Origin of the sequence: Streptomyces sp. Root1310 (assembly GCF_001426425.1) — a bacterium.
Lineage (GTDB): Bacteria > Actinomycetota > Actinomycetes > Streptomycetales > Streptomycetaceae > Streptomyces.
The window spans coordinates 514,925-528,100 of record NZ_LMEQ01000001.1; the positions used below are offsets into that span (position 1 = coordinate 514,925).

Annotated in this window: 12 protein-coding genes; 11 read left to right on the forward strand and 1 reads right to left on the reverse strand. The window is 72.1% G+C overall.

Features of this window, described 5'->3' with window-relative positions; genetic code table 11:
• Nucleotides 1-176: 176 nt before the first annotated feature.
• The gene (locus ASD48_RS02365) at nucleotides 177-1,385 is read left to right on the forward strand and encodes a winged helix DNA-binding domain-containing protein (protein WP_057599661.1); all 1,209 of its coding nucleotides are present in this window, start codon (nucleotides 177-179) and stop codon (nucleotides 1,383-1,385) included.
• A gap of 137 nt (nucleotides 1,386-1,522) precedes the next feature.
• Here ASD48_RS02365 and ASD48_RS02370 read toward each other — a convergent pair whose 3' ends face one another.
• On the reverse strand, nucleotides 1,523-1,837 hold the full coding sequence (locus tag ASD48_RS02370) for a hypothetical protein (RefSeq protein ID WP_057599662.1): 315 nt from the start codon (nucleotides 1,835-1,837) through the stop codon (nucleotides 1,523-1,525).
• Nucleotides 1,838-1,978: 141 nt separating this feature from the next.
• Here ASD48_RS02370 and ASD48_RS02375 point away from each other — a divergent pair, with 141 nt between their 5' ends.
• The 10 genes from ASD48_RS02375 (at nucleotide 1,979) to ASD48_RS02420 (ending at nucleotide 13,080) form a co-directional block, all read left to right on the forward strand.
• Nucleotides 1,979-2,338, forward strand: a complete 360-nt coding sequence (locus ASD48_RS02375) for an arsenate reductase family protein (protein WP_057599663.1) — start codon at nucleotides 1,979-1,981, stop codon at nucleotides 2,336-2,338.
• 74 nt (nucleotides 2,339-2,412) lie between these two features.
• On the forward strand, nucleotides 2,413-3,201 hold the full coding sequence (locus tag ASD48_RS02380) for a hypothetical protein (protein WP_242432484.1): 789 nt from the start codon (nucleotides 2,413-2,415) through the stop codon (nucleotides 3,199-3,201).
• A 130-nt stretch (nucleotides 3,202-3,331) separates the two neighbouring features.
• Nucleotides 3,332-4,042 (forward strand): hypothetical protein, encoded by a 711-nt coding sequence (locus tag ASD48_RS02385; RefSeq protein WP_057599664.1) that lies wholly within the window; start codon nucleotides 3,332-3,334, stop codon nucleotides 4,040-4,042.
• 306 nt (nucleotides 4,043-4,348) lie between these two features.
• Nucleotides 4,349-5,380: a glutamine synthetase gene (gene glnII, locus ASD48_RS02390; RefSeq protein WP_057599665.1), complete on the forward strand. Its 1,032-nt coding sequence runs from the start codon at nucleotides 4,349-4,351 to the stop codon at nucleotides 5,378-5,380.
• 70 nt (nucleotides 5,381-5,450) lie between these two features.
• A complete protein-coding gene (locus ASD48_RS02395) occupies nucleotides 5,451-7,301 on the forward strand; it encodes a HEAT repeat domain-containing protein (RefSeq protein WP_157880585.1) in 1,851 nt (616 codons plus the stop codon).
• A 318-nt stretch (nucleotides 7,302-7,619) separates the two neighbouring features.
• Nucleotides 7,620-8,213, forward strand: coding sequence for a winged helix-turn-helix domain-containing protein (locus ASD48_RS02400; RefSeq protein WP_057599667.1), 594 nt, complete (start codon nucleotides 7,620-7,622; stop codon nucleotides 8,211-8,213).
• A 66-nt stretch (nucleotides 8,214-8,279) separates the two neighbouring features.
• A complete protein-coding gene (locus tag ASD48_RS02405) occupies nucleotides 8,280-9,317 on the forward strand; it encodes an NAD-dependent epimerase/dehydratase family protein (RefSeq protein ID WP_057599668.1) in 1,038 nt (345 codons plus the stop codon).
• A gap of 53 nt (nucleotides 9,318-9,370) precedes the next feature.
• Nucleotides 9,371-10,651, forward strand: a complete 1,281-nt coding sequence (locus tag ASD48_RS02410; RefSeq protein ID WP_057599669.1) for a sensor domain-containing protein — start codon at nucleotides 9,371-9,373, stop codon at nucleotides 10,649-10,651.
• Nucleotides 10,636-11,292 carry a response regulator transcription factor gene (locus ASD48_RS02415; protein ID WP_057599670.1) on the forward strand — a complete coding sequence of 219 codons (657 nt, stop codon included), beginning with the start codon at nucleotides 10,636-10,638 and terminating at the stop codon, nucleotides 11,290-11,292. The genes ASD48_RS02410 and ASD48_RS02415 overlap by 16 nt, the downstream gene beginning before the upstream one ends.
• A gap of 177 nt (nucleotides 11,293-11,469) precedes the next feature.
• A complete protein-coding gene (locus tag ASD48_RS02420; RefSeq protein WP_057599671.1) occupies nucleotides 11,470-13,080 on the forward strand; it encodes a DUF1996 domain-containing protein in 1,611 nt (536 codons plus the stop codon).
• Nucleotides 13,081-13,176 lie beyond the last annotated feature (96 nt).

The window sequence follows — 13,176 nt, forward strand, 5'->3', positions numbered from 1 at the left end:
GGCGCGCCCTGCAACCCGGGCCGCCTCGGCGGTCGTGGGACGCCTCTCCGGGGGGCTCGGGCGGTGTCGGCGTCGGCGTCACGGGCGTCGGGACCCGATTGTCAGTGGTGTCCGCGAGGATGGCGGGCAGGGATCGGTGCCGGACGGCGACGGGGCGACGAGGGTGGAGGCCGGTAATGGGTGACGGGCTGCGGTACATCGATGTGGCCGAGCGGCGGGCGCGGCTGGCCCTGCGGCACCGGCTGGCCCCGCGGGCGCGGGTCGCGACACCCGAGGCGGTGGCCGACGCGCTCCTCGCCCTGCACGGCTCGGACCCGGCGACGGTGTACCTGGCGGTCGGCGCCCGTCTCGCCGACCCGGCGACGACGGTGGCGGAGACCGACCGGGCGCTGTACGCCGACCGGAGTCTCGTCCGGATGCACGGCATGCGGCACACCGTCTTCGTGTTCCCGACGGGGTCGACGGCGGTCGTGCACGCCTCGACCGGCCTCGCGGTCGCCGCGCGGGAGCGGGCCTCCCTGGTGAAGGACATGGCGAAGGCCGGCGCACCGGACGCGGCCTGGCTGAAGGAGGTCGAGGAGTCGGCGCTGGCGGCCCTGGGCCGGCTCGGCCAGGCGACCGCGGCGGAGCTGGCGCGCGAGGAGCCGCGCCTGCGGGAGCAGTTCGTGTACGCGGCGGGGAAGCCCTACGAGGGCGTCCACACCGTGGTGACGCGGCTGCTGAGGGTGCTGGGCGTGGAGGGCAAGGTGGTCAGGGGGCGCCCCCTGGGCTCGTGGACGTCGAGCCAGTTCCGCTGGGCCCTGGCCCCCGAGCACGCCGAACTGCCGGTGGCGCAGGCCCAGTCGGAGCTGCTGCGGCACTGGCTGACGGCGTGCGGCCCGGCCACGGAGGCCGACCTGAAGTGGTGGACGGGCTGGAAGGTGACGGACGTCCGGCGGGCGCTCACGGCGATCGGGGCGCGCGCGGTGACGCTGGACGAGGGGACGGGGTACGTCGTCGAGGACGACGTGGAGGCCGTGCCCACCCCCGGCGAGCCGTGGGCGGCCCTGCTGCCCGGCCTCGACCCGACGGCCATGGGCTGGCAGGGCAGGGACTGGTATCTGGCCCCGGAGCTGCGCCCCGGTCTGTTCGACTACAGCGGGAACGTGGGCCCCACGGTGTGGTGGAACGGCCGTGTGGTGGGGGGTTGGGCCCAGCGGGCCGACGGCGAGATCGTGTGGCGGATCCTGGCCGGCGAGGACGCGGGTGACGGCACGGGCGAGGGCGTGGGCGCCGAGGCGAAGGCGGCGATCGAGGCGGAGGCGGCGCGGTTGGAGTCGTGGCTGGGGGCGACCCGGGTGACACCGAGGTTCCGCACACCGGTGGAGAAGGAACTGGTGAGGTGACGCCCGGCCCCGCACCGAGTCCCCGGAGCCCCCTGAGCCCCCGCATTCGTCCTCGCGCCTGCCCTCGCCCCCCCCGGACGCCGTCCCCGGACGCCGACGCCGGGTGCCGTCACCGGGAACGGCACCCGGCGCCCGGTTCAGCGTGAGTACCGCAGCAGCGCCCGCACCATGTGGCACGTCGTGTCCGACGGCGCGTGAACGCCGATCAGCTCCGCCGTGCTGCGGATCTTCTCGTTGCGGGCCTGGTTCGGCATATACACGCCCAGGTCGAGCAGGGCTATGGCAAGGCGCATCGCCTTCAGGCGACGGTTGTGCGTGACGTACCAGTCGCGCGGTCGCCCGGGCGGCAACGGCCGCTTCTCGACCGGCACATAGGGCAGGTCGAGCTGGACGGAACGCTTCGCGGTGGACTGGGTCGGCAGCGGCTTCGGCTTCAGTGCGGCAGCGGGCACAGGCATCCTCCTGTCGCGGTCAGGGCCCGGTCCGGAACCTCCGGCGAACCCTCGAACACTGCTTCTATTCTACTGCCCGCCACTGACAATCGCCCCTGATCACAAGGGTTTTCACGGCTTCGGACCGCTACCGTGTGCCGCATGGAGATCTGGATCAACCCCGCCTGTTCCAAGTGCCGCAGCGCCCTCACAGTCCTCGACGCCGAGGGCGCCGACTACACCGTCCGCCGCTATCTGGAGGACGTGCCGAGCGAGGACGAGATCGCGGCCGTACTCGACCGCCTCGGCCTGGAGCCCTGGGACATCACACGCACCCAGGAGGCCGCGGCCAAGGAGCTCGGCCTGAAGGACTGGGCGCGGGACGCGAGTACACGCGGACGCTGGATCACCGCGCTCGCCGCGCACCCCCGGCTCATCCAGCGCCCCATCATCACGGCGGACGACGGCACCGCGGTGGTGGCCCGCACCGACGAGGCCGTACGGGACGCGCTGTCCCGCTAGTGCTGCGACCGGACGAAGGAGGATGCGTCCGGCGGGGGGAGCAGACACCCCGCGCACTGCTACCCTCCGCCGCCATGACCTTCGGTGATCAAGGACTCGGGTTCCCTCCCGCGCAGGGGCGAATACGACGGCGCCGGCGGGCTCGGCGTTCGGCGGCCGTCGGGTCCTGCGTGGCCCTGGTCGCCGCCGTGGCCGCCGGCACCGTGCTGATCGCGGACGAGGACGAAGGTGACCGGACCTCGTCCGCTCCCCCGGCGGCGACCACGACCGCCTCGGGTCTCGCGGCCGTACCGTCCGGGGACGCGGGCCTGCGGTCCGGCGCCCCGAGCGCGCACCCCTCGCTGCTCGCCCGCCCGGTCGTCCGGCCGGAGCAGGCGTTCCCCTCGACGAGCGTCCGGCTGCGGGACGGCTCCCGGTATGCCCGCGTCGACCTGTCCACCACCGTCGACTGCGCTCGGGGCGCGTCGCCCGCGCTCGCCCGGCTGGCCGCACAGGGCGAGGGGTGCTCCCGGTCGACGGCCGCCCTGTTCACGGACACCGAACGGCGCTCGCAGGTGACGGTCACCGTGCTGAGCTTCGAGCGGGTGGAGGACGCCTCGCGCGTGTTCACGACGGCCTCGACGGACCCGGTGGCGTATCGGGTGGACCCGCTCGATCCGCCTTCGGAGGCCGGCCTGCCGACGGTCCCGCCCGGCTCGGCCGGGGTCTTCCGGCGGGCGATGACCCTGCGGTCGGTGGTGTTCGCGAACGGGCGGTGGAACGACGGCACGAAGACCGCGGCGGCCGAACTCGTCTCCCGGACCGAGGGGTTGCTCCAGCGAGCCGACGACACGGTGACGGCGTACGAGGAGGGGAGGGACTGACTCCGGCCCCACACCCCCCCCACTCGGGTGTGACGCACACCACTCCGGTTGACTCCTGTAACCGCTGAGTAACCTCGTTCGGTATCTCGTACATAGCGGCGTACGCTCCCCTACCCCTCAGGAGGCGCGCATGTCGCGCAGGAGAAGTCTCGGCACGAAGAAGAAGATCGCGCTGCTCGTCAGCGCCGCGGCGGTGGCGGGCGCCGGCGCCTTCGCCATGGCGTCGACCTCGAACGCCTCACAGAGCGGGCAGGACGCCAGAACGCTGTCCGCCGGGGACTCGACCGTCTGCGCGGGACTGGCCACGGCCCTCGGCAACAACGAGAAGTTCATCGAGGGCCAGAAGACGAACCCGGACGCGCAGTCCGCGGCCCGGATCGCCAACCGCGAGGCGGTCATCGCGCAGATCAAGGTCCAGCAGCAGGCGTCCGGCTGCGTCGTTGGGGAGTCGGCTCAGGACTCCCAGGCGACCCCGCCCTCGCAGGCCGCTTCCGCTCCGGCCGCTTCCGCCCCGGCCGCATCTGCGCCGGCCGGAAACACGGGCAACACGGGTAACGCCGGAAACGCGGGAAACGGCGGCGGTGCCGCCTCCGGCCAGCAGGTCTGCAACGGTTCCACGGTGACGCTCTCCGGCGAGGGCGGTGCCCCGGCCGCGTCGAGTAACCAGTTCCCGGCGGGAACCAAGCTGAGGGTCACCAACCTGGACAACAACAAGTCCACGACCGTCGAGGTGACCTCGGTCTCCGGCAGCTGCGCCCTGCTCAACAACGCGGCCTTCGAACTGGTCCGCGAGCCCGGCAAGTTCCTGATCCGCCGGGCCCTGATCGAGAAGGTGGGGTGACGTCCGGCCGCCGGGCACCCGGGTGCACCGGCGGCACCCTCCGGAGCATCCCGTAAGGGTGTACGCGTCATCGGTCCTGCTGCTCGCGGCCACGAGCAGCAGGACCGGCGCGTTCGGCGAAACCACCGGTTCACTGCTCACACCGTGAGCCGCACCACAGAACCACCAGGTAACACGGGGTTCACATTCGAGCAACGACCGGGAAATCGCCTGTTGACAGTCTGCCCGGCAGACAAGGCGGCGCCCCAGTGCCGCAGCGCCGCAGCACCCGCACGTGCGTCAGACACACCCCGAAGGAAGTGGCCCGTGACCTTCAAGGCTGAGTACATCTGGATCGACGGCACCCAGCCGACGGCGAAGCTCCGTTCCAAGACGAAGATCATCGCGGGTGAGCCCGCCGGTCTCGACGCGCTGGGGATCTGGGGCTTCGACGGGTCCTCCACGAACCAGGCCGAGGGCCACTCCTCGGACCGTGTCCTCAAGCCGGTCTTCACCTGCCCCGACCCGATCCGCGGCGGCGACGACATCCTCGTCCTGTGCGAGGTCCTCAACATCGACATGACGCCGCACGAGTCCAACACGCGTGCCGCGCTCACCGAGGTCTCCGAGAAGTTCGCCTCGCAGGAGCCGATCTTCGGCATCGAGCAGGAGTACACGTTCTTCCAGGACGGCTACCCGCTCGGCTTCCCCAAGGGCGGATTCCCGGCCCCGCAGGGCGGTTACTACTGCGGTGTCGGCGCGGACGAGATCTTCGGCCGTGAGGTCGTCGAGGCGCACCTGGAGAACTGCCTGGCCGCCGGCCTCGCGATCTCCGGCATCAACGCCGAGGTCATGCCCGGCCAGTGGGAGTTCCAGGTCGGCCCGGTCTCCCCGCTCGAGGTCTCCGACCACCTGTGGGTGGCCCGCTGGCTGCTCTACCGCACCGCCGAGGACTTCGGCATCGCGGCCACCCTCGACCCGAAGCCGGTCAAGGGCGACTGGAACGGCGCCGGCGCGCACACCAACTTCTCCACGAAGGCGATGCGCGAGGGCTACGACGCGATCATCACCGCGTGCGAGTCGCTCGGTGAGGGCTCGAAGCCGCTCGACCACGTCAAGCACTACGGCGCCGGCATCGACGACCGTCTGACGGGTCTGCACGAGACCGCCCCGTGGAACGAGTACTCCTACGGTGTCTCCAACCGTGGCGCCTCGGTCCGTATCCCGTGGCAGGTCGAGAAGGACGGCAAGGGCTACATCGAGGACCGCCGCCCGAACGCGAACGTCGACCCGTACCTGGTGACGCGTCTCATCGTCGACACCTGCTGCTCGGCGCTGGAGAAGGCCGGCCAGGTCTGATCCGCTCCCGCTCCCGCGAAGGGGCGCCCGCCGACTCGGCGGGCGCCCCTTCCGCATATCCTGCGCTCCCATGGGGACGGAGAGAGACCGGGCGGGTCTCCGACGCGCATACGGCTCGACGGGTGACGTGCCCGCACTGCTGCGGGCGCTGGAGTCCACCGACGAGGCCGTACGCGAGCGGGCGATGGAGCGGCTGCATTCCGCCCTGTGCTTCCGGGAGGAGATCCCCACGGCCCCCGCGGTGCCGCAGCTGATCCGGCTCGCCCTGCACGGAGCCGGCCCCCGCGCCGAACTGCTCGGCCTGCTGGCGAACCTCGCGAACTGGGCCGGGCACCGGGACGAACGGCGGCGGGTCCGACGGACCGTGGCGGAGGCGATGCCGTCCCTGATCCCCTTCGCACACGACGCCGACCCGGCCGTACGCGAGTCGACGGTGCTGCTGATCGCCGCGTGCGGCCGGGAGACCGACCCGGTACCGGCGCCCCTGCTGCGGGACCGGCTCGCCGAGGAGACCGACCCGCGGGTGCGCGCCCGGATCGTGACGGCGCTCGGACTGCTGGAGCCGGGCGACGGTGCCTGGCGGCACGCTCTGCTGGCCGACCCCGAGCCCCGGGTCGCGCTCGCCGCCGCCGAGGATCTGCTGCGCACCACCGAACCGCCCCTGCCGCACCCGCTGGTGGACGCCTGCGCGCGGGCGTCCACCGCCGCGGCGGAGCAGCCCGAGGAACCGGAGACCTCGCTGTGGCCGGGGCACTACCGGCCGTTCACCGAGCGGCTGTTGGAGGACCCCGGGGCCGCGCTGCGGGCCCTCGACCGGGGGATGCCGCTCGCTTTCGGGATCACCGAGCGCTGGCGGGACCGCGAGGCCGACGTGCTCCCGTGGGCGCTGCGCGAGACGGAGGGCGAGGCCTGGCAGTTGTACCGGCTGGCCCGGCTGACCTGCGCGCTGCCGCCGGAGCTACACGGGCGCGTGCGGGAGCGGGTGCTGCCGTACCTCGCCGATGCCGGCCCGGCGGTGCGGGCCGGGGCGCTCACCGCGCTGGCACGCGCGCGTGTGCCGGTGGCCGTGGCGGTCGAGGAGGCGCTGCGGCTGATCGGTCAGGCTCCCGGTGCGTACGACACCGTCCGCGCCGTCAAGGCGGTGACCGACGAGTACGGGACCGCGGCGGCGCCCGTGGCGCGGGCGGTGGCCCGTCAGTTGGGGGACGGCCACGCGGAGCTGGTCAAGGTGCTGACGCGGTACCCCGAGGTGGCGGCGGACGTCGTCGGGGAACTCGCCGCACTGCTGACCCGCCACGGCACCGGCTACCCGTCCGTCGCGGTCGCCGTGCTGACCGGGCTGGGGCGCGCCGCGGGCGACGTGGGCGAGCGGGCGCTGCGGATCTGCGCGAGGGAGGGTGTCCACTCCTCGGTCTCGGCCGAGGCCGCGGTGGCGCTGTGGCCGGTCGCCGCGGACCCCGGGCCGGCGCTGTCCTTCCTCCGCCGGGAACTGACCGCCTCGACCTCCTGCTGGGCGACGAACCTCGCGGGCCGGCTCGGTGCCGCCGCCGCACCGCTGCTGCCGTTCGTGGAGCCGCTTCTCGCGCCGCGTACCCCGTCCGGCACCCCTACCCCGCCCGGCACCCGGGCCGCGGCCGCACTGGCCGTGTGGCGCATCACCGGCAGGACCGAGGACACCGTGGAGCCCCTGGCCCGGGAGGCGCTCGAGTGGAAGCGAGGCCGTCCGGATCCGCCCCACCCGGTGGTGACGCTCACGGAGATGGGGCTTCTCCCCCGCTTCGCCGTGGAACCGCTGCGCCGCGGGGCCGAGTCGCCGCGGCGGGCCGTGAAGGACCTCATGTACGGCGACGCCGCGCATCCGGACGACGTGCTGCGGGCCGCCGTCCGCACGCTGCTCGGGACCGCGCGCGTGGTCGGCTGACGCCGACTTCGCGCCAGGAATCGTCCAAGCTGTGAGAGGAGGCTCCTGTTACGGGCGGGTGTCTGCTTCAATGGGCCCATGGCCGGCTTCCAGATGTGCACCGCGACGGGTCGTCACGACCTCGAGCCCTTCTGGCCTTCCCGTCAGCACCATGACTTCGACCGGGTGTGTTGCCGCGCGATGAACGCGCCGGCCCTCTAAAGCCGTACACCCCGGCCTTCGGCCAGCGCGCACGACGTACGTCCTCGACGAGCCCGACCACGAATCGCGGCCGTCGTCCTCCCCGACGAACTTCTCGCGCGAAAGAGCTGACCTCTCATGGCGAACCCTCGTTCTCTCTCCTCCGCTCCCAGCCTCACCGCCCCCGCCCCGAACGGCACCGCCCGCCACCGACTGCGGGCCGTCGACCGGGACGAGGTGGTCGACGTCTCCGACTTCCTGCCGCCGGGCGCGACCTGGCTGCCCGCCCCCGCGCACACCCTGCCCACCCTGCCGGGTCAGCCGCCGATGGTCGGCTATCTGGTGCTCGTCCCGGCCGACCAGCAGCCGCCGTTCCTGCCGGTGGCGGTGCCGGACCGGCCGGCTGCCGAGGAGGCCGCCGAACCGGAGGGTGCCGGGCGTCCGCTCGTCCGGATCGACCCCGTGCAGCGCACGGCCGCCGTGGACGGGCAGCAACTCGACCTCACCTACCTGGAGTTCGAGCTGCTCGCCCATCTGGTCGCGCACCCCAACCGGGTGCACACCCGCGACCAGCTCGTCACCACGGTGTGGGGCTACGGGCACGTGGGCGACGGCCGTACGGTCGACGTGCACATCGCCCGGCTGCGCCGCAAGCTGGGCGCGCAGCACCGCCAGTCGATCCAGACGGTGCGCCGGGTCGGCTACAAGTACACCCCGCCGACCGGCCGCTGACCCGCTTCCTCTGCCGTCGGCAGAGGACGGTTCCCCGCCGCGTCCGGACCGGGCAGAGTCAGCGGTATGAGACTTCTGGTGCTGGGTGGTACGGAGTTCGCGGGACGGGCCGTCGTCGAGGCGGCCCTCGGGCGCGGCTGGGACGTGACGGTCTTCAACCGGGGGCGGTTCACCTCCGCCCCCGGTACCCGGTCGCTGACCGGTGACCGCACCGCGCCCGGCGGCCTCGACGCGCTGGCCGAGGGCGAATGGGACGCCGTCGTCGACACCTGGTCGGCGGCGCCCCGCGCGGTGCACGATGCGGCGCGTCTGCTGCGGGGCCGCGCCCGCCGGTATGTGTACGTGTCGAGCTGCTCGGTGTACGCCTGGGCCCCGCCCGCCGGGTACGGCGAGGACGCGCCCGTCGTCGAAGGGGCCGAGCCCGACGCCGAACAGAGCGAGTACGCCCGGGACAAGCGCGGCGGCGAGCTGGCCGTCGTCGACGCCTTCGGCGCGGAGTCCTCCCTTCTCGTACGGGCCGGACTGATCCTCGGCCCGTACGAGAACGTCGGACGGCTGCCCTGGTGGCTGGCCCGGATGGCCCGCGGCGGCCCGGTCCTGGCACCCGGCCCGCGCGAGCTGCCCTTGCAGTACGTGGACGTCCGCGATCTCGCCGAGTGGATCCTCGGCGCGGTCGAGCGGGAGCTGAGCGGGCCGTACAACCTGATGAGCCCGCAGGGACACGCCACGATGGGCGAATTGCTGGAGGCATGCGTGCGGGCCACCCGCTCGGACGCCGAACTGCGGTGGACCGCTCCGGAGATCATCCTCGACGCGGGCATCGAGCCGTGGACCGAACTGCCCGTGTGGGTGCCGCCGGGCAGCGACCTGCACGACGCCCTGCACGCCGCCGACGTCTCCCGGGCGGTGGCGGCGGGGCTGGCCTGCCGCCCCGTCGAGGAGACGGTCGCCGACACCTGGAGCTGGCTGCGGTCGATCGGCGGTGAGGCGCCCCAGCGTCCGGACCGCACCCGTAAGGGCCTCGACCCGGAGGTGGAGACGAAGGTGCTCGCGGCGCACACCGGCGGACCGGGCCCCGGAGGTGTACCTGGCACCACCCTCTGACCGGGGGCGTCGGGCCAGTGACCGCCTGTCCGCGGCTCGGCCAGACTGAGGGCATGGACACCAACACGAAGAGCGGCGGGGGCGGTTCGAGGGCACGCGGGATGCTGCTCGCCGCCGGACGGGGGCTCGCGCTGGCCGTCGCGTCGCTGCCGCTGAGCATCCTGGGCTTCTGCCTCTCCCTCGTGTCGATGGCGCTGATACCGATCGGGGTCGGGGCCCTCACCACGCCCTATGTGGTCAAGGGGGTGCGCTTCTACGCGGAGCGGCGGCGTGCGCTCGCCGAGCGGTGGGGCGGGGTGCGCATCCCGTCGGCGTACCGGCCGGCCCCCGACACCCTCAACCCGTTCCGGCGCACCTACGCGCTGCTGCGCGACCCCGCGACCTGGCGGGATCTGCTGTGGCTCCTGGTGGACATGCCGGCCGGGTTCCTGACCGCCCTGCTGCCGGCCGTGCTGTTCTTCTATCCCCTGGAGGGGCTGGCGCTGCCGGCCGGGCTGTGGCGGGCGTACGTCGAGACGTCCGGCAGCGCCTACTGGTACGCCTTCGTGCCGGTCACCGGCCAGGCGTCCGCGTTCGGCGCGGCCGCCCTGGGCGCCGTCCTCCTCGTCGTCGCCCACCGCTACACCGTGAGCGCCCTGCGGGTCCACTTCCTCCTCACCAAGGCCATGCTCACCCCGAGCCAGACCGAACTGGCGGAGCGGGTGCGGGTGTTGACGGAGACCAGGCGGGACGCCGTGGACACCTCGGCCGCCGAACTGCGCCGCATCGAGCGGGATCTGCACGACGGCGCCCAGGCCCGGCTGGTGGCGATGGGCATGGACCTCGGCACCGTCGAGATGCTCGTCGACAAGGACCCGGAGAAGGCCAAGGCGCTGCTCGCGCAGGCCCGCCGGTCGTCCGCCGAGGCGCTCTCCGAGCTGCGTGACCTGGTGCGCGGCATCCACCCGCCGGTTCTGGCCGAGCGTGGACTCGGGGACGCGGTAAGGGCGTTGGCGCTGCGGCTGCCGGTGACCACCGAGGTGAACGTCGAACTCGACGGCGGCCGGGTGGAAGCGCCCGTGGAGTCGGCGGCCTACTTCGCGGTGAGCGAGCTGCTCACCAACGCGGTCAAGCACTCCGGCGCCGGCCGGATCTGGGTCGACCTCCATCACGGTGCGGGCCGGCTGCGGATCTCGGTCACCGACGACGGCGCGGGCGGCGCGGCGATCGGGGCCGGCTCGGGCCTCGCCGGTGTCGAGCGGCGACTGGGTACATTCGACGGCGTCCTGGCCGTCAGCTCTCCCGCGGGCGGTCCCACCATGGTGACCATGGAGATCCCTTGCGTGTTGTCCTAGCCGAGGACCTCTTCCTGCTGCGGGACGGTCTCGTCCGGCTGCTGGAGGCCTACGACTTCGAGATCGCCGCCGCTGTCGAGAGCGGGCCCGAACTGGAGCGGGCGCTCGCCGAACTGGAGCCGGACGTCGCCGTGGTCGACGTCCGGCTCCCGCCCACGCACACGGACGAGGGCCTCCAGTGCGCGCTGCAGGCTCGCCGCAGGAGGCCCGGGCTGCCGGTGCTCGTCCTCTCCCAGCACGTCGAGCAGCTGTACGCGCGTGAGCTGCTCGCCGACGGCACCGGGGGGATCGGCTATCTGCTGAAGGACCGGGTGTTCGACGCGGAACAGTTCGTGGACGCCGTACGGCGGGTCGCGGCCGGTGGTACGGCGATGGACCCGCAGGTGATCCAGCAGCTGCTGGCCCGGCGCTCGGGTGACGGCCGGGGGCCGGTGGACCGGCTCACGCCGCGCGAGCGGGAGGTGATGGAGCTGATGGCACAGGGCCGGTCGAACGCGGCGATCGCGGGCAAACTGGTCGTCACCGAACGGGCCGTCGCCAAGCACACCGCGAACATTTTCGTGAAGCTGGGTTTGGAGGTCTCGGACGACGACAACCGCAGGGTGCTGGCGGTGCTGGCCTATCTGGACCGGGATCGCTGACCCTCTCAACTGGCATGCCATGTGAGGGTGTTGAGGTTGTTTTGTCGTACGGGACTCTCATCAATTTCTGAGCGGGCTGAACACCTCCGGGGCCGCACGCGTAAAGGAGGGGGCAGCTTCAGCTTCACTCCTGTCGGGCGCCTCGATGCTGCCCCGCAAGGAAGTCAGAGGAGTTCCATGGGACGCAACATACGTAAACGCCGTTCGTCGATGGCCACGAAGGCCGTGGCAGCATCGGCGGCCCTAGCGCTCGGCGGGGGCGGGCTGATCTGGGCGAACTTCTACGCTTCGGCGCACGAGTCGAACTCGGGCCAGAACTCGACCAAGGCCGCCAACGCGGCCGCACAGGTCGCCACCATCTCCTGCCCGGATGTGGGGCAGAAGCTGACCAATGTGCCCAACGGCGCGAAACAGGGCGTCGCGACCGAGCTGGCCAACCTCGACAAGCAGATCACCGAGGCCTATGCCCGGCTCGCTTCCACGCGTCAGGCCCAGACCAACGACGCCAGCTTCGTGCAGAACGCGATCACCGGCCCCCTCAAGGAGAAGCGCGCCGCCACCATCGACCGGATCCGCATCAACATCCAGCGGTCCGGCGGCCAGTTCAACAGCTCGCTGAGCCAGTTGGCGGCCTGCACCACGCAGGCGGCGAACACCAACGCCGGCCAGGCGGGCACCGGCCAGCAGAACGGCGGTCAGCAGAACGGCGGCCAGCAGAACACCGGTGGTCAGCAGAACGGCGGCCAGCAGAACACCGGTGGTCAGCAGAACGGTGGCCAGCAGAACGGCGGCCAGCAGAACGGTGGCCAGCAGAACGGCGGCAACGGCGGCCAGGCGCAGAACGGCCAGGGCGGCAACGGCCCGGTCGCCGCGGACTTCGTGGACATCACGAAGGTCCAGGCCAACGCGCAGCTGGGCGTGGGCGCGAACGGCGCCAAGGCCAACGGCAACAGCGGTTCCCGGGGCACCTTCACCTCGAGCTGCGGCACCAACGGGAACGACAACCACAACACGGACAACGTGATCGTCGCCCCCGGTGTCACCAACGGCGCGCACCACCTGCACGACTACGTCGGCAACCAGAACAACGACGCGTTCGCCAGCGACCAGGAGCTGGCGGGAGCCGGCACCAGCTGCCAGAACCAGGGCGACAAGTCCTCGTACTTCTGGCCGGTGCTGCGAGTCCAGGACGGCTCGCAGGACTTCGACCAGAACAACGACGGCGGTGGCAAGGAAGGCAACGTCGGCAAGATCCTGCAGCCCGCCCAGGCGCAGATCAAGTTCGTCGGCAACAAGAGGGGCAAGGTCGTCGCGATGCCGACGGCCCTGCGCATCATCACCGGTGACGCGAAGGCCTTCGTCAACGGCAACGCCAACGCGAACGTGAACTGGAGCTGCACCGGCTTCGAGAACAAGGTGCAGCTGGAGACCCAGTACCCGATCTGCCCGCAGGGCAGCCAGGTGGTGCGGACGACCAACTTCCAGAGCTGCTGGGACGGTCAGAACATCGACAGCGCCAACCACCGCACGCACGTGGCCTTCGCCCAGGCCGACGGCTCCTGCGCCAACGGCTTCAAGGCGATCCCCCAGCTCCAGGTCCGGCTCGTCTACAACGTTCCGGCCCCGAAGCTCCAGAACGGGACGGTCGTGCAGCCGTACGCGGTGGACAGCTTCCCGGAGAACCTGCACAAGCCGATCACCGACCACAACGACTTCATCAACTTCTTCTCGACGAACCTGATGAACAAGATGGTCAACTGCATCAACACCGGCAAGAAGTGCAAGTGACCCGCTGAGCGGGCCGCCCGGTAGCACCTGCCGGTAGCACCGAACGGCAGTGCCGACCGAGAAGGCCGGCGGTGAGGATTCCTCACCGCCGGCCTT